This window comes from Rhodococcus sp. 05-340-2 (genome assembly GCF_002258915.1).
Classification (GTDB): domain Bacteria; phylum Actinomycetota; class Actinomycetes; order Mycobacteriales; family Mycobacteriaceae; genus Rhodococcoides.
Window position 1 is genome coordinate 27,621 of the sequence record NZ_NOYU01000013.1, and the last position, 20,129, is coordinate 47,749.

Annotated in this window: 15 protein-coding genes; 10 read left to right on the top strand and 5 right to left on the bottom strand. The window is 62.3% G+C overall.

Translation table 11 applies throughout. The annotated features are described in order from the left end of the window. Positions 1-680: 680 nt before the first annotated feature. On the bottom strand, positions 681-1,055 hold the full coding sequence (locus CH271_RS28365) for a hypothetical protein (RefSeq protein ID WP_143546021.1): 375 nt from the start codon (positions 1,053-1,055) through the stop codon (positions 681-683). 682 nt (positions 1,056-1,737) lie between these two features. Here CH271_RS28365 and CH271_RS28370 point away from each other — a divergent pair. Continuing rightward, a complete protein-coding gene (locus CH271_RS28370) occupies positions 1,738-2,358 on the top strand; it encodes a hypothetical protein (protein ID WP_143546022.1) in 621 nt (206 codons plus the stop codon). A gap of 261 nt (positions 2,359-2,619) precedes the next feature. Next, positions 2,620-2,793: a hypothetical protein gene (locus CH271_RS28740; protein WP_179274604.1), complete on the top strand. Its 174-nt coding sequence runs from the start codon at positions 2,620-2,622 to the stop codon at positions 2,791-2,793. A gap of 599 nt (positions 2,794-3,392) precedes the next feature. On the opposite strand, the gene CH271_RS08005 is transcribed toward CH271_RS28740, so the two are convergent. Beyond that, positions 3,393-5,351: a hypothetical protein gene (locus CH271_RS08005; RefSeq protein ID WP_094633291.1), complete on the bottom strand. Its 1,959-nt coding sequence runs from the start codon at positions 5,349-5,351 to the stop codon at positions 3,393-3,395. A 621-nt stretch (positions 5,352-5,972) separates the two neighbouring features. Here CH271_RS08005 and CH271_RS08010 point away from each other — a divergent pair. Next, positions 5,973-6,827, top strand: coding sequence for a hypothetical protein (locus tag CH271_RS08010; protein ID WP_094633292.1), 855 nt, complete (start codon positions 5,973-5,975; stop codon positions 6,825-6,827). Next, entirely contained in the window at positions 6,827-7,417 is a 591-nt protein-coding gene (locus tag CH271_RS08015; protein ID WP_094633293.1) for a hypothetical protein, read from the top strand. The genes CH271_RS08010 and CH271_RS08015 overlap by 1 nt, the downstream gene beginning before the upstream one ends. Here CH271_RS08015 and CH271_RS29555 read toward each other — a convergent pair. Together CH271_RS29555 and CH271_RS08025 are read right to left on the bottom strand one after the other, a co-directional pair. Then, positions 7,414-7,845, bottom strand: a complete 432-nt coding sequence (locus CH271_RS29555; RefSeq protein WP_373453557.1) for a hypothetical protein — start codon at positions 7,843-7,845, stop codon at positions 7,414-7,416. The two genes, CH271_RS08015 and CH271_RS29555, sit on opposite strands and share 4 nt — an antisense overlap. Positions 7,846-7,867: 22 nt before the next feature. Next, positions 7,868-9,049 carry a lipase family protein gene (locus CH271_RS08025; RefSeq protein ID WP_094633294.1) on the bottom strand — a complete coding sequence of 394 codons (1,182 nt, stop codon included), beginning with the start codon at positions 9,047-9,049 and terminating at the stop codon, positions 7,868-7,870. Positions 9,050-9,603: 554 nt separating this feature from the next. On the opposite strand from CH271_RS08025, the gene CH271_RS08030 reads away from it, so the two are divergent. The 4 genes from CH271_RS08030 (at position 9,604) to CH271_RS08045 (ending at position 14,191) form a co-directional block, all read left to right on the top strand. Further along, positions 9,604-11,100: an amidase gene (locus tag CH271_RS08030; protein WP_179274605.1), complete on the top strand. Its 1,497-nt coding sequence runs from the start codon at positions 9,604-9,606 to the stop codon at positions 11,098-11,100. 21 nt (positions 11,101-11,121) lie between these two features. Continuing rightward, positions 11,122-11,859 carry a TetR/AcrR family transcriptional regulator gene (locus CH271_RS08035; RefSeq protein ID WP_094633296.1) on the top strand — a complete coding sequence of 246 codons (738 nt, stop codon included), beginning with the start codon at positions 11,122-11,124 and terminating at the stop codon, positions 11,857-11,859. Positions 11,860-12,269: 410 nt separating this feature from the next. Beyond that, complete coding sequence (locus tag CH271_RS08040; RefSeq protein ID WP_094633297.1) at positions 12,270-13,556, top strand: LssY C-terminal domain-containing protein; 1,287 nt, start codon at positions 12,270-12,272, stop codon at positions 13,554-13,556. Further along, positions 13,553-14,191: a DUF998 domain-containing protein gene (locus tag CH271_RS08045; RefSeq protein WP_094633298.1), complete on the top strand. Its 639-nt coding sequence runs from the start codon at positions 13,553-13,555 to the stop codon at positions 14,189-14,191. Before CH271_RS08040 ends, CH271_RS08045 begins: the two co-directional genes overlap by 4 nt. A 4-nt stretch (positions 14,192-14,195) precedes the next feature. On the opposite strand, the gene CH271_RS08050 is transcribed toward CH271_RS08045, so the two are convergent. Next, a complete protein-coding gene (locus CH271_RS08050; protein WP_094633299.1) occupies positions 14,196-15,032 on the bottom strand; it encodes a hypothetical protein in 837 nt (278 codons plus the stop codon). 312 nt (positions 15,033-15,344) lie between these two features. Between CH271_RS08050 and lysX the strand changes: the two genes are divergently transcribed. Next, complete coding sequence (gene lysX / locus CH271_RS08055; protein ID WP_179274606.1) at positions 15,345-18,686, top strand: bifunctional lysylphosphatidylglycerol synthetase/lysine--tRNA ligase LysX; 3,342 nt, start codon at positions 15,345-15,347, stop codon at positions 18,684-18,686. Between the two features lie 3 nt (positions 18,687-18,689). Further along, positions 18,690-20,126: a basic amino acid/polyamine antiporter gene (locus tag CH271_RS08060; protein ID WP_094633301.1), complete on the top strand. Its 1,437-nt coding sequence runs from the start codon at positions 18,690-18,692 to the stop codon at positions 20,124-20,126. The last annotated feature ends 3 nt before the right edge of the window (positions 20,127-20,129 follow it).

A 20,129-nucleotide genomic window follows, 5' to 3' on the forward strand; every position in this document is an offset into this window, starting at 1 on the left:
GGCCGGCCCCGTCGCTCCCGCACAATCACCCTGTGAGGTCGACGGCCGGGAGGTGGCCACCCCGCCGGCGTCGACGCGCGTGATGCATCCCGCCTGCCGGCGGTGCCGGCCACCCTGCGGGCGTCCCCCGAACCGAACTCCGCTGCGCTCCGCACCGCGAAAAGACATCGAATTTCTTGTCGCACATCTGGCTCGCGGCGTTTTGACCCAACTTGTGGCGTCCTCTGCCCTCGTTGAGTCAGAGACACCGGCGCTACGCCTAGGCACTGAATGCATCTCCAGTGCGGCCTGATCGCTACGGCTGTCGCTCAGGGTATCGATCGTCGGATCTGAGATCGTGCGGCAAGCCGGCTTTCCGGGCGATCGCCTCGACCCTGGCCAGATCCAACGAGTCCTCTAACAGCATCTCTAGCGCAGCCTTGCTCAGAACTGCTGCCCAACCCAGCGCCATATCAAAATCAGTCGGCGGCTTGCCTGAGCGAGGCTGTGAGTGAAGGGTGATCTCTCCAGTTCCAGCGTCGACCGCAACGTACTCTGTGAGGGTCGCGCCAGACAGATGCACGGCTCCAGTCAGGCTCCGGTACGTCGTGTACAAGAGCCCGGTTCCATCGAATCTCCCGCAAATCTGTTCAATCGGGGGCAGCAACGTGGCGCTGGGCAATGACAGTAAAGGACTGAGTTCAGGAGGAATCGATTGCGCGTGAGGCGCGATACCCTTCAGGACCGAAACTGTGCGACTTCTCAATTGTGTTGGCCAGCAGAGTTTCCGCTCCTGTCGTCAACACAACCCACTGCGCGATTAGCGCATGCTCAAGAGCGACACGCGCATTGGCCGAAGCTACAAAACTGCGCCCGGCGTCGTGCAGCACAAGCACCGCGTCCACTTGTGCGAGCGCGTGACGCGCAATCGGAAACATGGATCGATAACGGACAGAGTTCTCCCCGGCAACTACCAACGGCCCCGCGGAGCGACGATCCAGTTGGATGGTGAGTCGTGCCGCTTGCAGCCACCGGTCGTTCTTTTTATTGCAATCCATCGCGCCATACTCTCCCACCGGATCGACAAACGAGCATGATGCACCAGCTGCAATACATGGTTGCCACCTGCCAGGATGACGCTGCTAGCTAGTACGCAACCACATCCGAGACACCGGCAACGCAGGCTGACGGTCCGGTAACTGCCGGTTGGGTCGGGCGCATATTCTGCGGTCTCGCGCTTCAGTGTCGATAGAGGCACCAATATTTCCAAGTCACCCGCTTCGCCGTCGAACCTCCGCGCTTGTCGGAGACGCGACCACATGAAAGCGCACCAGTACAAGGCAGTCCCGCTAGCCCGGCCGACTTAGACGGACTGCGTGAGACTCTGAAAGACGGGTGACCCCAGAATTCGCCCGACACTACAGGCGAACTTGCGAGATCACCAGTGCGGCGATACTGAACGTGCGACCGTGGGCGTCAGTTTTAGAGACGCTCAAAGCCTGTGCAAACGGTGCCACGAGGTGGATACTAGCGATCTAGGATCTAGCTCTCTAACCGGGGGGATTGACTATGGGCGCAAGAATCGCGGGATGGGTTAGGCCAAACGCACCGGAGTCCGATCGGGTTAAGGCTGCCTTTACTCTGCTGGCCGGAGGCGTCCCGATCGCAGTGTCGTTAGCCGGGCTAGTCGGTTTGACTAGCGATGGGAATCTCGGGCGCGTCATGGCCTCTCACGGTACGCTATTCGGAGTAGCGGTTGTGCTTGTCGTCCTGGCCGTCTTCTTTGGAAGTGCCGGGTTCTTCGCCGGTGGTTACCAAAGGCTGATGGCCTTTTTCGGGGTGCTTCTCTTGGCAGGCGGGGTGATTCTTCTCGTTGTCCTGCAAGTCAACATTACGGCATCGTCGGATGCACCGACCGTTACGCTATCTGTAAAACGAGGCGATACCGGATTTACGGCGACGACAACTGTCTCGGCTGGTGAGATCGCTGCCAGCAGGTACGTCAGTGTCAGAATATTTGGCTCAAGAGCTGCGCTCACCTCAGCTCAGCCGCCCTTACGGCCCACTTCTTCTCCAGACGGTTCGGCGTGGGATTACCACGTCGAAACAATATATGATTCGTTTCTTGGCCCATCTCCTCGTGGGGACTTGGATATCTCTTTTGAGACCCCGTTTCTTGATCAATACACGCAAGTCACCGTTATTGCCGAGTACGTCAAAAATGTTGAAAGCATCAAAGCACCGCCAGATGCACTCGATACTTCAACTCAGCCCAGACCTGTGATGGGCACTCAGCCACCACAGTTCGACTGCGGTACTCTGGACGGGAATCGAGGGTGCGCAACAACCTCACTGATCCAGCTGTACGCGCCAGAATAACCAGGCGGGCTGTGGGAACGGCACAATACAATTCCAAAAAACCAGTCTTGGCCTGGACGGCCTCGGGCCTGTTCGGCTTGTTCTCTACCGCTAGGTCCCACAATCAAGTCAGTCGAGCGTCCTCCGCGACGGCGGCCGATGTCTACGCGCACCCACGGGCCGAACTCGTGCGGCTGATGGATTTGGGTCTGCTGCATCGGGTAGCGACGGGCTTCTAAGTGGCGGTGCCAGACGACCGGGTCGGGACCGAGTGGATGCCGGATGGAGGCTGCAGCAGCCGGTATCGCTGTCTCGGCGTACGGTCCCGATGACGCTGTCGTGATGGGTGCCAGCGCGGCCCGGTTGCACGGTGCCATTCTGCGGGCGTTGGCGACGGCTGTGGTGACGGTGATGCCGGGCGCGCGGCAGCATCGTGACAGCAGCACGGCAACGTGACGGCTGCCTGCGGCAATGAGCCAGCAGCGACTGTAAGGCCCGATTTCGGAGGGAGAGAGTGGAGCTGAACTGTCCTTACATAGAGTTGGCGGTAGCTGCCGCGTTGGCATCACGCTTGTCTACTTCGGTGTTTTTCAACGCTTCGGTGTACGGGTCGAAGGACGAATCCGATATCACCGGAACGTTCGGCAGGCCGCCCCCTGGCGCATCAGCATCCCGATGTGTTGTTCAGACACCAGGAACCCAACAACCCGTCCCTGGCCGAGCTAGTATCAGCATTGCCCAAGTTAACGGCCTCGAAAAGACTGTTTTCAGGCACGCAGCCATCGGGGTGGGGTTCGAGTTCGCACTTCCTGCGAATTTTCAATAATTGCTGGCAACCCTGAATATTGGCATTCGTCGTATTGTCTGGGGCTTACACCGCGCCGGGGGCAGCGGTCAACATCCACTTGACGGTGCGGAAACTGCTGTTCTACGTAACCACTCACTACTAAGAAAGCTCTGGTTCGGTTCGATAGACCGCTTTAGAGATGCGAGAATCCGCCCGGTTGCTTCCTGGTGGTGACGGACAACGCGGACTGCACGGGAACGCTGTCGCCCTAGCTAGTGCCCTTGCAGTTTGTCACGAATGCAGCCAGCTGGAAGTCATCGTTAATTTTAATAACGAGTGACAGAGTCAGTCGCAGGGCGGTGATGTAGGTGTCGAAGTGGGAGTTGTCACCGTCCGCACCGACCTGCACCCCGTGGAGGTACTTGTTCCGCAGTTGAGGTCCGTTGCTGAAGTCCACCTGATTGAGCAGATAGTTGAAGTACTTTCCTTCGGCATCGGTGAGCAACGCGGAGCGGCGAATCACCCAACCTTTCTCCACCATGGAATCGGCTATCGCGCGTCCCGTGTCACTCAGGTGGTAGTAGCTGGCAGATTCAGTGCTGTACAAGGATCGAAGGATGTGTACTTGTTCCCTGTCTACGAAGCGAACTCGGTTTCCTGCGTCGACAAGGATGTTGAGTCTCATGAGGTAATCGATGCTGGGCTTCTGGTAGTCCTCGAAGTCGCCGTACTCAACCAGATTTTCTTGGAGCAGTTCGGCTGCGTCGTCCGCACTGAGATCTGCGCTGATGTAGTTCAGTCTCGACTGATCAGAAAACAGCAGGTGAAGGACGCCATCGATCTCCTGGCCCGATGGGTAGATGTACTTGCCGTCTAGGAGGCTCGGTAGGTCCTTGTATCGCGTCGGCTCGGAGCTCATGGCGAGGAGCTCGCGGTCGAGGTGGCCGTCTGCAACGAACAGCGTGAATTGGTTGGCGACACTCTCCATCTCGGTAAACAGGTGCCTCGTCTTCTGAAGGTATGACGTAGACCCTTGGGACGGGGTGAACGAAAAATTGGCGGCCCCGAAATCCTCAACGAGGTACGACTCGAAGAACCACGCGATCACCTGCTCCAGGTCGATGCCTCTCGTCTGCAAGAAATCGCGGTAGAAGTGAGTCTGCAGTCGTGAGCGCATATCGATGAAACGAAAGGCGACACCAGTTTTGTACTCGGACTTCCCAGAGATCCCCATTATCCGTTCCATCACGCCCAGGTTGGCCCGGTAGGAGGGAAAGATCAGCAGTACTTGAAGGTCGACGAACCCGAACAGGTGCATGAAGTTGTTGAGAATGTTGGCGTTGTCGCAGGTGTCGTCGAGCCAGTGGCTGCTATAGGTGTACCGAGAGTCGGGTTCGTCTGATGTGGGTTCTTCGATCATTACCAACTGATCCTGAGATTCGGAAGAACCGACTTTGCATCCCATCCTGAAGCCGCTGTTGTCAGCGAAGAACGCCGCGGTCGTGTGGTCGTTGCGTCGTTTTGCGCGGAGCCTGAGCCTTGCGTCGATGCCGACTCGACGTTCGTCTCTGGCGGCCGCAATGAGCTTGATGTAGTTCGGGTTTGCGTCGGCGTAGTCGATGTATGTCGCGAGTAGCTCGCGGGCATCGATTGCGGTGAGGCTCTCGGGTAGATGGACTTGACTTGGAGTGTCTTGCTCCAAGAACTTTCGAACGAGGTGTTCTGCACCACGGGGAGACGAGAGTAGCTGGCTCCGAATCTGGGTGTCGTAGACTTTGACAAGTTTTTTGCTGGTGAGTAGCTCCCGGAGCTGCACACCAGCCGCGGCGAGCGCAGGAAGAGCGGTGCTGCTGTCGCAGCGTTCGAACGCGTTGTAGCGGCTGAGCAGTTCCACCAGGTCGTGGTGGTAGTCGCGGTTGACGCGAGCCACCCGGGTTGCGAAATTCGTTTCGTCGATGGTTGAAAAGAACCTCGCAACCGCTTTTCGAATTTCTGGAGCACGTGCTTGTAGCTTGGCGCAGGCTTCGTCGGTGTAGGCGGTCGGTAAAAGCCCTAGTTCGAGGTACTGCTGGACGTGGTGGAGTTCTAGGGCAGCTTCGGCGCTAGTCAGCGCTTCGTTCGGATCGAACAGCTCTGTAATTTCGACGACGCGCGGGACTTGCCAGCCGGTGGCCAAGTCGTGTGCCCCGTAGAACCGAACGCGTCGTCCGAGCGTTTCATCACTCACTTTGCAGACCTCACTTCGCGTCGAAATAGCCGCCACCGTCATCATGGCGCATGCGTCCGACAGTGTGTTCTCGCAAGGACTGCGTGGGCGAAGCGAATCGCCTGGATCGAATCCGAACCGAAGCTCGGTAGTGCTGGCCGTGTCTATTGCGTGAGGGCTGCACAGTCATGTGAGCCACGGCGGCGTCTCCATCGGTGCGGTTCCGTTACGCACGTACGGCCACTTTGCTGCGCTTTTCTCGCACGGATCCGCTGGATCATCGCTCGTCTTCAGATTGGATTGTCCACCTCGGTCCGTCCACATTCATGGACGCCCGGACAAGTGCGAGAACCGAATCCGACTGCAATTCGGTGTCACGAGAGTGTCACAAGTCGGTACGATCGAGCATGGACTCGTCCGGACGACGATGCACGAAAACCGTTGCAAATAAGCAAATATGAGGTCCATGGAATTCCCTGCAGATCCACTTCTAGGGACTTAAAATCCGCACAGTGTCGGTTCGAGTCCGACTGGGGGCACTGGTAGGGGCGTTTTGGGGAGGTGGGGTGGCCTGCCACCCCGGCCCCACCCCGGTGCGCGTTGCGTCCGGGGCTCGTCAGTACCGGTCGGTACAATCTCGGGGTGATCCGAAACGTCTTGAACTGGGTGTCCCGGCGCGAGGACGATCCCCTTCCTTTAGCGCTTACCGGCGGTGGACTAGCCCTGACTGGTGTCGGTATCGTGGGTGGCCTCATAATCGACGCAGCGGGGCTCCTCGCCAATGTGCTGTCAAATTTTGTCTTGCTGGGTCCTGCTCTAGTGATCTCCAACATTGTTGTGGTGCATGCCCAACGGCTCCGGGGTGACCATCGTGCTGCGCCTCTTCTTGAGCTTCTGGGCTGGGTAGCCCTCGACGCCGTAAAGGCCGCCAACGACCTGAACCGGTTACTGCGCGTCGCGGACCGAACGTCTGTGCCCGAGCGAATCCAAACAGAGTCGGTGACCAATCTCGCGCTCATTGCTGAAACGCTCGCATTGGCGGTGAGCTCTGTGCAGCGTGCCCTGGACACACCAGGGATAGAAAAGGGTGACTCGATCTACATCGATGGGCCTGAGATGACGTTGCCAAATTTTTCATCGATGGATAAACTTGTAGGCCTGCTCGATCGAGAGTACTCGTGTCCAATGGCAGTCCTCCTGGCGTCCGCTGCCGCTGATTGGGCGGACAAGGTTTCGGTCGATTTTGTTTTTGGTGCGTCGCGCTCGGAATTGGGCGATTCCCCGCAAGATCACAATTCAAACTTCAGTATTTACGATCCGAAAATCGGATTTGGTGAGATTGAAAGCTGGCTGAATAACGGAATAAGAAGACCGGGGGAGCTCAAGCTAGGCGCAATTAGCTACTTTACTTTTGTCCTGCAGATCCTCGAAAAGTCACAGAGAACAATCGAATCCGTATCGAAAGCGATGCCCGAGCGACTTCTTAAGGTTATCTGATGGCAGCGGAATGGATACCCGTAATCGCCAGCAGCGTAGTTGCGGTGGCCAGCTTGGTTGGCATATCCGCGACTCTGCTGGTTACTACTAAGGAAAATCAGAATGCACTGAGAAAAACCTTGGAGCAGAGCCAGAAAGGTCTAGACGCTGCTCGTCTGTTGGAGCTTGAGAAATGGCGTCGCGATACTTTGGTGCGTATTCTTTCTTCGGCGATCGAGACGACGATTGAGATTGGCGGCGATTTAGCGAAGTCGGTCGTGCTGACAGGAGAAGAACAAGCTATCGAGCATATGAGTCTGTTGGACGCAAATGCGCGAAAGTTGGGAGCGCTGGCGGGGAGCCTTAGAGTGATCGGAGCGCATGAAGAGGCGGATGCATGCGTCAAGATCAGGCATGTCGTGAATGAGTCCGTTGGGCCGGTTTCGGCATTTGTGGGAGCGGCGGAAATCGTGAAAGCCGGTCGGCAGGCCGACGATGAACTCGTGCGCTCGACAAAACAGCAGTTGAACCGCGTAATTTCAGATTTAGAGAGTGCGCGTGGTTACCTGATCGAAGTCGGTCAGACCAGCCTAAAGCAAACTTTGAACTAACCCGAGCGCTTCCCGAACAGCTTCACCACGTTAGACGGCTCTGATTCCTGCGCACCAGGTTGCGGGATAGCAGTTGGTGGTGGCGGGAGCAGGTTGCCAGCGCCGCCGTCTTCTTCGGGTATCCAGTCGCCATACGTATCCAGTGTGAGCGTGAACATGCTGTGGCTGAACCACTTTGAGACCTGCATAAAGTGCGTCCCGGCCATCAGCTGCATTGTCGCCATCGAGTGGCGTAGGTCGTGGATACGCACCCCGCGCACTGCTGGCGTCGCGCCGTCTGCCTGGGCGCTCGCCGGTAGGTCGACGGCGACCAACGCAGGCCGGAAGATTGTGTCGTAGAACGCTCGCATCGCCAACGGCTGCGACCAGTCCAGCGGGACCGCGTAGCGTTCGCCTGGCTTGCGAAATCCGCCGCCGTTCCTGGTCACAGCGCTATGTCGCTTCGGCGAGCTAACTCGAACCGTTGATCGCGAATTGCCTTGCAGTCCAACGCAACATGAACGGCAGTCCGGTCATGGCACCGATGAAGTGGTCGCCTGCCACGGGCTCGTAATGCACGTTGGCACCCTTGCTGCGCCACTGCTCGATCAGGGCAGTCACGCCGGCCTCGGGGATGAAGCGATCGCCGATCCACTTGCTCGCGGAGCCGTGGAAGAACGCGACCGGTGCCGACGGCGCGTCGGCACCCGGACGGTTCGCGGCGATCACCCGCCGCGCGATGTCGGAGTCGAACGGGTCGGGCTCGGACGCCAGGTCCTCGATTCGCATGCGTGCCAACCCGCCCAAGGCCAGGGGGAGGACGGACATGTCCTTCACCCAGGACGCCAAGAGCAGCGCCTTCGGGCCGAACAACTCCACCATCTCGGGGTGCTCACGCGCGAGACCCATGCTCGCCGCACCCAGCAGGCCGGCCGCGATGGTGCCGTTCATGGTGTCCAGCAGCATCGAGAAGTCGGTGGGCGTTCCACCGGCAATGGCACCCGCCAACCTCACGTCCGGCGCGTACTTCGGCTGCAGTTGCGCCGTCCACGTGGTGGCGATCGCGCCGCCGCTGTAGCCGTAGGCCACCACTGGGCTGTCGGCGAGCTCCGGGGCGACGGCCGTCATCCCGCGTAGTGAGTCCAGGACGGCGTGCCCGGCCATCGTGCCTTCGGAGTACGACATCCGCGGGCCTTGGTGATCGGCGACGAGGACGGCGTATCCGCGAGCGAGCCAGAGCGGCATCACCGGTGGGAGGTCGGTGCCGACACCGTGCACGAGCCGGTACGACGGCGTGCTCTTGGCTCCGAGGGAATCGATGGCCATGTTGTGGGCGACGACGGGCCGCGGTCCGCGCCCGGTCCACGGCCGCTTCGGGATCAGCAGTGAGGCGGTGACGCCGGCGGGGAGACCCCGCGCGTCGGTCGATCGCACCATGAACTGATGCAGGGCCGTTCGCGGCCGGGGCACCAGACCGCGGGTCGTGCGCTGCCGGATCACCGCACCGGGTGCGAGGTCCTCGATGCCGGGAGGGGTGAGGAAGAAGGCGTCGTTGTCGATCGGGGTCGGGAGGATCGAGGCATGGGGATCGTCCGGAGGCTGCAGAGGCAGTCGTCGAGTCAATACGCGATCGAGCACACCGAACAGAGTCATGATCCCCCGACATTCTTCCCGAGCCGTATCCATCCCCGCGGTCACCGTACACCGCGGGGCGATCGGTAGACGCAAGAATGGAGACGTCCCCGCGGGCCACCCCACCGGCCCTTGGCTCCCATGCCGAGCAGGTTCTGTGGCTCCGCCTCGTCGCTTCAGGGGAGTAGCGGGTGTTGTGAACTTCTGCGTATGTCTGTGGGTGTGAATAGACAAGTGGCGCAGCGGATGTGAAATCCGCTGACTGGCCCGAACCTGCTCGATCTCTTCTCGGTTGAGCGGCCGGTTTTCACTGCAGCCGATCGCGGAGTTGACGCAGATTGGCAAACGGCACCACCCTCCCGTGGTGACCGCGTAAGTCCGTCCACGGTGACGCCGCCGGGGCGATCGCGCACCGGCTCGGCGAGCACGTCGGATCGAGCTGCCTCACAGTGATCCCCGCGCGAGACCGTTGGGGGAGCCTTCACGGTCTCTCTGGACATTGAAACCAGCGGCCTCCGCATGCTAACGTTTTTATGTTAGCAGTTTGTGGACACGAATCGATCAGGAGAACGCCCATGTCCGTTCAGAAGCCGAGTTCGGCGCAAATCGCTTCCCTGGCAGCCGAAATCGGCTATACCGACATCGCCGAAGCTCCCGAGGAGTTCACAGCGATGATCTCCGGGATGGTCGGTGTGTTGGACGCCCTCAGCGCCATCCCGGAAACCGAGGTCCTGCGCAGCCGTGACGCGGTGAACTACACCGTTCCCACAGTCGAGGAAGATCCGCACCACGCGTGGGAGGTTCGTACATCGATTCCGGGTGCCGACTCGGGCCCACTCGCCGGTGTACGGCTCGGTGTGAAGGACAGCATCCTGGTCGCCGGGGTGCCTATGCGCAACGGGTCCAGGGAGCTGGAGACGTTCGTGCCGAAGGAGGACGCGACGGTTGTGACGAGGGTGCTCGCCGCGGGAGCAGAGGTGATCGGCAAGACGACCAACGAGTACTTCTGCATGTCGGGCGGATCCCACACGGCCGCAACGGGTGTCGTGCACAATCCCCACCGTATGGGGTATTCCTCGGGCGGATCCTCCAGTGGCAGCGCTGTCGCGCTCGTGACCGGCGATGCGGACATGACACTCGGGGCCGACCAGGCGGGTTCGATCCGCATGCCGGCTTCCTGGTCCGGCGTTGTGGGCCTGAAGCCTACGTATGGCCTGGTGCCCTACACCGGCATCGGCACCCTCGACGGCTACTTCGACCACGTCGGTCCGATGACCCGCACCGTCGTCGACAACGCCCGGCTCCTCACGGTCATCGCTGGCTCCGACGGCATCGACTTCCGCCAACGTGACATCGTCGTCGGCGACTACTCGAGCCGCATCGACGACGGAGTAAAGGGGCTGAGGATCGGTGTCCTCACGGAGGGCTTCGGAACCGAGAACGCCGAAGCAGACGTCGACAGGACGGTCCGTGACACAGTCGACTCCCTCGGTCGGCAGGGCGCGATCGTGGAGGAGGTGTCCATCCCGCTGCACTCGCTGGGTTCTGCGCTGTGGACCGCTATCGCGATCGAGGGCATGGCAGAGACCGTTCTTCGTAACCAGGGCTTCGGCTTCGGGCGTCCCGACTACTACCCGGTCGACATGATGCAGCACCTGTTCGACCACAGAGGCGACGTCGACGCGCACCCTGCGAACGTCCGGCTGTTCACCCTCGTCGGACGCTACGTCGACCAGCAGGCCGGCCGGTTGCACTACGCCAAGGCCGTCAACAGCGCCCGCACTCTCCGCGCCGCGTACGACGATGTGCTCGAACGTTTCGACGTGCTGGTCACCCCGACGACCCCGCAGACCGCTCGTCCGCTTCCCGACCCCGAGCACGGCACCGGCGCAGCGATCGCCGCGTCGATCGAGATGTCGACGAACACCACCCCGTTCAATGTCACGCACCATCCCGCGCTCAGCGTGCCGTGCGGCACCGTCGACGGCTTGCCGGTGGGCATCCAGCTGATCGGCAAGCATTTCGACGAAGCGATCCTCTTTCGGGTCGGGCAAGCGATCGAGAACCTCTGACTCGTCCGAGCCGGTGAGATCATGGACTCGAACCGTCATCCCGTCGGCACGGCTGTTCCCCGAGACGAAAGGAAAGCGTTGACTCGTTCCGAGGAGATGCGTCTCCGCATTCTCGATACCGCGCACGACCTTCTGAACGCCGAAGGCCGCGACGCCGTCACAACACGTGCGCTCACTTCTGCTCTGAACATCCAAGCTCCCACGATCTACCGGATTTTCGGCGACAAGCAGGGGCTCCTCGACCAGGTCGCACTCCACGGCTTCTCGGCCCATCTCGCAACCTGGACGGGATGGACGCCCGGTGCCGACCCCGTCGATTCACTCCGCCAGGGCTGGGACATGCATATCGAATGGGGGCTGCTGCACCCGCAGGTCTACTCGATCGCCTACGGCGAACCACGCACGGGCACCTCATCATCGGCAGCAAACGCCATCGATGCGATCCTCCGCACACAGATCGAGGAAGCCGCAAAAGACGGCCTGTTGGCTGTTCCTGTCGCCGATGCCGTCAACATGATCCGCGCCACCGGGGTAGGAGTCGTGTTCACACTCCTTGCCATGCCCGCGCATTCCCGGGATATGTCCCTGTCCACTCGCGCGCGCGATGCGGCGCTGACTGCGATCCTCGCCGAACCAGTGAGCAAGCAAGACCGGGATGGCGTCCCGATGCAACTCAAGCAACAGATCGACGGCGCAACGGCGTTGACGGCGAACGAGCGTGCCCTCCTCGGTGAATGGCTCGACCGCCTCGCAAAGTAGGCAGCAGGAGGCATTCGCTGCCAATCCGACATCTCCACGCCGCCTTCGCATCGAGTGTGCTCACCGGCGTGTCACGGGTCGATACGATCGGTGGTGAATTAGTCCGGGCTGCGTTGCACGAAAAACGCTGCAAATGAACAACTGTAGGATCCAGAGTAGTTCGAGTGGATCCACTTCCAGCGACATCGAATCCGCGCAGTATCGGTTCGAGTCCGACTGGGGACACCGGAGTCCATGTGAACGCTGTCAGCTGCAACACAACGCATTTCGAGCACCATCGAGGCACCGACGATTCGGCCGGCTGTTCCGTTGTGTGACAGCGTGTATGTGAACTTGCCACACAGCCAGGGCCTTCGGCCGATTCGAGTAATCGGTCATACCGCCGGTGGGACTTCGTGCAGAATCGGAATATGTCGATCGACCGATCGCAGGATCGTGAGCTCTCGCTCGTCGGTGTCGTGGATTGGGCATTTTTCGCCTATTCGGGTGTGGCGGCAATCTGGTTGGCCTACGTCCTGCTGCGCGACGGCGTGGTCGGTGGCTGGCAACTACCGCTGCTCGTGGTCTTCTGGCTCTTCGTCACCTACCTCGTACTTCCTCGGCTGCATGGCATCCTCACCAGCGTCTACGTGCCGAACTATTTCATCGGACGCGCGCGCACCAGCGATGGGCTGCTGGGCGACCCCGTCAACCTCGGATTGCTGGGCGACGAAGCGCAGATTCAAGAGGCTTTCGATGCCGCCGGGTGGACGCGCGCCGACGATCTCGGCCTCGGCACCTCGTGGCGACTGGTGCGTCGTATCGCGTCGAGGCGCAGTTACCCGCAGGCACCGGTGAGTCCTTTGTATCTCTTCGGTCGACAGCAGGATTTCGCCTATCAGCGCGAGGTGGCAGGCAGTCCTTCGAAGCGGCACCACCTGCGACTGTGGCGATGTCCGCCGGGATGGTTGCTACCGGGTGGCTTCCCGGTGCACTGGCTGGGTGCCGCGACGTACGACCGACGAGTAGGACTGTCGCTCTTCACATTGCAGGTGACGCACAAGATCGAGGAGGACATCGACGTCGAACGCGACTTCGTCGTGGGTACCCTCACGGAGGCTGCGCCGGCGGTGACGGTGCGGACGCTCGAGCGCTTTGCTTCCGGCTATCACACCCGGAACGGGGGAGGCGATCGCATCCTCACCGACGGCGATCTGCCGATCCTCGATCTGAGCGCCGTCACGACATCGTCGGTCCAGCACGATGTCCCGACAGACAGCCGGGACCGCCGTCCCGCGATGATCATGCTCGGATCGAGCTTGGCACTGCTCAGGGGTGTCTGCTACCTCACGCTGGCACTGCTGCTGCTCACGGCTCCGGACCTGCTTGTCCGGCTGGGAAGCCGCGACGTGGTGGATCTGACGAGCACGGTCACCGTAGGGACGGTGGTGGCCGTGCTTGTCTCGTTGACTGTGATCGATGTCTTCCTCGCCCTGCGGGTCATGTCCGGCTATCAGTGGGCCCGACTCGGCCTGATGTCCGCGTGTGCCTTGACGTCGTTGGTGGGTTTTGCGTCCACTCTGGGGAACCGGGCTCCGCTCGGTATCGGTGATCTCCCCGCCATCGGCGGGAGTATCCTTGTACTGCTGGCGCTTTCGAGTCCACGTTCGCGGGAATGGTCGAGTCGGCGCAGCCGAAGTGATCGGGTCGGCTCATGACGAACATTCGGTCGCGAGTCCTGATCGGGATCGGTCTGGTGGCCGCGTTTCTCTACGCCAACTTCCTGATCGATTGGGTGCTGCGTGACTTCCGTGGCCTGGGTGAGGTCGTCAGCGAATTGCAGGCCCCGGGGGAGCCGAACGCAGTGTTGTTGCGCGTCACCGACGTCGTGTGTGCCGTGCTTGTGGTCGCGCTACTGCCGCCGGTGAGGTCGGCGCTGCCCTCGGGGTGGTGGCGTGAGGTCGCTGTCTGGGCGACGGTGGTCTTTGCGCTCGGAGCAATCGCAGCCGCCGTGGTGTCGGCCCCGTGCGGCCCGAGCGTCACGTGTTCGTCACCGTCCGACCAGCTTCAGTTGCAGATTCACGATGGCGCAAGCCTGCTCTCCAACGTTGCACTGTTCACCGGTGTCGCTGCGGTCTGGTTCGCGACACGTACCACCGGTCCTCGATGGTTGAAAAGGTTCGCGTGGTGGACTTTCTGGATTGTCGGAGTGGTCGCCAGTCTCGTCTTCGGGTATTTCGACAGTGCCACCGAGCCGTCATCGGCTGTGGGTGTGTCCCAGCGCATTCACATCGTCGGCATAAGCGCCTGGATCGTCTGCCTCGGGGTGGTCGCGGCGCGGGGCCGACAGTAGGCGCTCACGTCGAGGGTGCCTCTTCCTCGATTTCTCCATGACGAGCGAGGCTGACCGCTCCGGCGACAGCCAGGACAAAACCGATCGCAGCAACGATTCCCCATCCCGGCCGTGGTGCATCGCCCAGCAGAGTGAGACCGACGATCGCAGGCGCGATGGTCTCGCCCACGACGACGGGGGCCGTCGCCTGCGTCACGGTGCCACGCTGCAGGGCCACCGAGTAAGTCAGGAGCGCGGTCACTCCGCCCAGCACCAACGCCCAGGTGGCGGGGCTGGCGGGGATGGCCGCGAGGTCGTCGGGCAGCATCCGCGCTGCCACTGCCGTTGCCCCGAAAGCCAGGCCGGCCACGGCACCCATAGCCGTCGCGCCCGCGGCACCGTTGAGCCGCCCTGCGGGGATGGCAAGCACCACGAGCATGACGGTGGCGATGAGGACACCCCAGGTCTCGGCCGCCGATACGGCGACCTCGGCGTCCTCGGCCGCCGAGGACCCGACGAGCACGAGGCCGATGACGACGACCGCGATACCCACCTTGTCTCGGCGCGAGAGGGGCATTTTCAGGAAGATCGCGCCCAGGATGGCGGTGATGGCGAGGAAGCTCGCCACGATGGACTGGACGACGAACAGCGGGAGGGAACGGACGGCGACGAGACCGAGCAGGAACCCGAGGCCGTCGAGGCCCACTCCGAGCAGATATTTCCAGGATCTCAGGAGCCGGACGAGCAACCGCGGATCGAGTCCCTCGACCTGGGCTGTGCCGCGTGCCGCGGCTGCCTGCAGGATCGACCCGACGCCGTAGCAAATGGCGGCGACAACAGCAGTGGTGAGACCGAGGGTCATAGGGACAGTCTGCCGCATTCGCAATCAGGTTGTCGCCGTTCGGCTCTGGCGGTTTCATTTAGGCATCGCAGCTTATCGCGGTGCAATTATCTGAGTCCGCCTACATTGTTCGGCAAAACAGGCATTGTGAATCTTTTCGCTTTCCGCATCATGACGACGTCCACATTCGGATACGCTCGATTCGGCGGTCGCCCAACGTGATCCGACGGCCGACGTGCAGGGGAACCTTGCCCGCGCGAGCATCTTCAAATGGCATGTCCGGAAAAGAATTGCCGCCCAGGGGGCGGCTCGTTCGCGGGAGGTATCCCTTTCATGACTGTGGAGCAAAAAGAGGAACGCGGCGCAATCCAGACTCAGCGGCCATCCCCCGACCGTTGGCCCGACCTGTTTGCCGCGGCTGCTTTTCTTTTCGCGACCTTTGTCCTGGTGATCACGCTGGTACCGCCGTGGTACCGCTACTTCGCAGCGGACGACGACATCGTGTCGCTCTTACTGGTGCCCGTGTACCCGGGACTCGTCTACGCCGCGCTGCTGTACGTGATGGGCGTGGCCCTGCGGCGACGACTTCGACCTGCCCTCGTGCTCCTGATCGCGTGGTGGTTCGTCATCCCGAGCATCGGTCGGGTCTGGAACATCGTCGACGGCGAACACGTGGTGCCGAACATCCTCGGAGTGCTCGTCAGCCTCGCGCTGGTGGTACTGGCGTGGCGGGTACGGGCTCAGTTCGTGGCTCGTCGCGTGCCGGGGAGCCTGCGCCGAGCCCTTGCGGTCTTCCTCGGCGGAGGCATCGTGATGCTGCTGCTCGGCTCGGTATTGGTGCGTGCGTTCGGCACTGCCGACGGCATCGGCAGTGCCGCAACATACGTCCTGTCGACGATGTTCGCCGATGTCGGGCGTGCCGGAACGGATCTGGTCTCGGGAGTCAGCGCGCCCATTTGGGTACGCGCCATCGTGGGGTTCGTCGGGGCGGTCGTGGTCATCGGTGCCGCAGGAATTTTCTTCGGTGCACCGCGCAAGATCACGACTCCCGAGGCGATCGACGAAGCCATCGTGCGCGGAATGCTGCGGGATCACGGTGACGAGGACTCGCTCGGCTACTTCGCGACGCGTCGCGACAAGGGTGTCGTATGGGACTCCGGCGACGCCGGAACGGCGCACGCCGGTATTTCCTACCGTGCGATCGGTTCGGTATGCCTGGCGAGCGGAAACCCGGTCGGTGCCAGAGAGTACTGGCCCGGGGCCATCGAGGCCTGGCGACGGTGGTCTCGTGAACAGGGCCTGTCCCTCGCGGTGATGGGGGCCGGCCACAGCGGAGCCGAGGCCTACGCCGATGCAGGCCTGACGATGCTCGATATCGGCGACGAGGCGATCGTGGACATGGCGACGTTCTCGTTGAACGCCCCGGGGATGAAGGAGGTGCGGCGGTCGGTCGATCGACTGCAGCGGCGTGGGTACACCGCCACTGTTCTGCGGCATTCAGCGCTGAGCGCCGATGACTTCGCGGCGCTCGCGGACGCAGCAGAGCACTGGCGCGGAGACGGTGGCGACGAGCGTGGGTTCTCGATGGCACTGGGCCGACTTGCGGATCCGCTCGACGGCGACTGCGTCCTGGTGCGGGCGAACGACGAGACCGGACGGTTGCGAGGGTTCCTGAGCTTCGTCCCGTGGGGCAGGACCGGTCTTTCTCTGGACCTGATGCGTCGAGACCCCACGGCCGACAACGGACTCGTCGAGTTCCTCGTCGGTGCCCTCGCGGCACAGGCCTCGCGCATCGGCGTCGGCCCGGTCTCGCTCAACTTCGCGATGTTCCGCGAGGCCTTCGAGCGTGGTGCGCAGGTCGGGGCAGGGCCGGTTGCGCGGGTCTGGCGGCAGGGCCTGCTGCTCGCGAGCAAGACATGGCAGCTCGAGTCGCTGTACCGATCGAATGCCAAGTACCTACCGGACTGGCAGCCGCGCTACATGGGCTACGAGTACGCCTCCGACCTGCCACGAGTGGGCACGGCCGCCGGTAGCGCCGAGGGCTTCCTGACGGTTCCCTCGATCGACCTGTTGCGCCGCCGAGGCCGCGGCGACGACGGTCTCGCCACCGGACACGAGGAGTACGCCGAGCAGGTCCGGACGCTGATTCCCCCGGCGCGGGACGTGGTCGCCGAGGCCCTGTCGATCGACCGGCTGCCGGATCAGATGCGGGTGCGACGGCTCAAGCTCGACCGACTCCGCGAGGAGGGCGTCGACCCCTATCCGGCCACTGCGCCACGGACTCACACGTTGGCGCAGGTCAGGGACGAGGCGGGCGAGCTGCCTGTCGACACCGAGACCGGCACGGTCGTCTCCGTCGTCGGACGGGTCGTACTCAAGCGCGACATGGGAAGCGTCGCGTTCGCCACGCTGCGCGACGGCAGCGGCGATCTGCAGGTCATGGTCGACGTGCAGCACCTCGGGGCGAGCGACCTGCACTTCTGGGAGCATTCCGTAGACCTCGGCGATCAGGTAGGAGTCACGGGTGAGGTCGTGACCACCCACAAGGGAGAGCTGAGCGTGCGGGCGACGTCGGTCATGATGACCAGCAAGTCCCTGCGCCCTCTTCCCGACAAGCACAAAGGCCTCATCGATCCCGAGGCCAGGATTCGCATGCGGTATGTGGACCTGATCGTTCGACCGGAGGCCCGAACTGTGGCCTACCAGCGTGCGACGGTGGTGCGCAGTATCCGCGACTCACTGCAGAGCCGGGGATTCACCGAGGTGGAGACGCCCATCCTGCAGACCGTGCACGGTGGGGCGAACGCACGTCCGTTCGAGACCCACATCAACGCCTATGACATGGATCTCTATCTGCGTATCGCCACGGAGCTGCACCTCAAGCGGCTGCTGGTCGGAGGGATGGAGAAGGTCTTCGAAGTGGGTCGGCAGTTCCGTAACGAAGGAGCGGACTTCAAGCACAACCCCGAGTTCACGTCCCTCGAGGTCTACGAGACCTACGGCGACTACAACACCATGCGCATGCTGACGCAGCAGCTGATTCAGGAGGCTGCGATCGCCGTTCACGGTGAGCCGATCGCTCGGCGTGCCGACCGTGACGGCAAGATGGTCGAGTACGACCTCTCCGGCAACTGGCCGGTCAAGACTATGTGCCAGGCCGTGTCCGAGGCGCTCGGCGAGGAGATCACGGCGGATACCCCGAAGGTGGAGCTGCTGCGACACGCTGAGAAGGTCGGTGCCGAGCTGGTCGAGGACCCGACGTGGGGAGCGGCGCTCGAAGGCATCTACGAGGAGCTCTGCGAGGGGCAGACGACGACGCCCGTGTTCTACACGGACTTCCCGAAGGAGAACGCTCCGCTGACCAGGCCGCATCGCAGCGATGGACGGCTCGCCGAGAAGTGGGACCTGGTGATCTTCGGAGCCGAGCAGGGCACCGCCTACTCAGAGTTGGTGGACCCGGTCGACCAGCGTGAGCGTCTCGTCACCCAGTCGTTGCTGGCTGCGGCCGGCGATGCGGAGGCGATGCAGGTGGACGAGGATTTCCTGGAAGCGCTGGAGTACGGCATGCCGCCGACCGGCGGAATGGGGCTCGGCGTCGACAGGCTCGTCATGAACCTGACCGGTCTCAGCATTCGTGACACGATCCTGTTCCCCATCGTTCGCCAGCAGCACTGACCCATGACGGGTACCGCGGAACAGGCGGACCGCAAGGTCAACGTGACCACGTTGACCGCGATGGTCATCGGGTCGATGGTCGGTGGCGGGATCTTCACCCTCCCCGGCGGTTTCGGCTCCGCGACCGGGGTGGTCGGGTCTCTCATCGCGTGGGCGATTGCCGGATCCGGAATGCTCATGCTCGGACTGGTGTTCCAGTCGCTCGCCCTGAGGAAACCGGACCTCGACAGCGGGATCTACGTCTACGCCCAGGAGGGCTTCGGGAACTACGCAGGCTTCAACGCTGCGTGGGGATACTGGGCCAGCAACATCGTCGGGAACGTGTTCTTCCTGACGTTCGCCATGGCGAGCATCGGCGCTTTCCTCCCTGGTCTCGGAGCCGGAAACACGGTTCTCGCAGTGATCTGCGCGTCAGTGATCATCTGGGTCGTTCACCTGCTCATCATGCGGGGGATCCGTCAGGCGGCGATCATCAACAGGATCGTGACGGTGGCCAAGCTGCTGCCGATCGCCGTCTTCGTCGTCATCTGTGTGGTGGCCTTCGACCCCAGTGTATTCGCCCAGAACTTCTGGGGCCGCGATACAGGCGAGAGCCTGTTCACGCAGGTCACCGACACCATGCTCCTGACCACCTTCGTCTTTCTCGGCATCGAGGGGGCGAGCGTGTATTCACGGATCGCCCAGAAGCGCGCCGATATCGGCCGGGCAACCCTGGTGGGCCTGCTCAGCACACTTGCCCTCTTCGGCTCGGTGACGACGGTGTCGTACGGGGTGCTTCCCCGAACGGACCTGGCCGACGCCGCCGCCCCGTCGATGGGCGTCGTACTCGAAGAGGTCGTCGGGCCCTGGGGCGGGACGCTGATCGACCTCGGGGTCGTGATCTCCGTGTTGGGCGCGTACCTCGCCTGGACGCTGCTCAATGCCGAGGTCATGTTCATGCCCGCGAGAACCGGGATTCTGCCGAAGAGGCTCGGCCGAGAGAACTCCGGTGGAACACCGGTTGCAGCCCTGCTTCTGACGAACATCAGCGTGCAGATCTTCCTGCTGCTCGTTCTGGTCGTCGGCGACGCGCTGGACTTCATGCTCTCGCTGGACACGGCCCTGACGTTGATTCCCTATCTGCTGGCGGCGGCCTACGCGGTGAAGCTGACTCTCACTCGCGAGACCTACGGTCCGGGCGATGACGACGAGCGACGCCGTCAACTCGTCATCGGGATCCTGGCGGTCGTGTACTCCGTCTTCCTGCTGTACGCGGCAGGCGTGGAGTACGTGCTGCTCGGCTGCCTGGTGTACGCGCCCGGAACGCTGCTCTACGTCGTGGCGCGGCGCGAGCACTCGGGTCGGGTGTTCACCGGCCCGGAACGCATCGTGTGCGGATTGCTCACGGGCGCAGCAATTCTGGCGCTCGTGCTACTCGGCACGGGCGACATCACGGTCTGACGA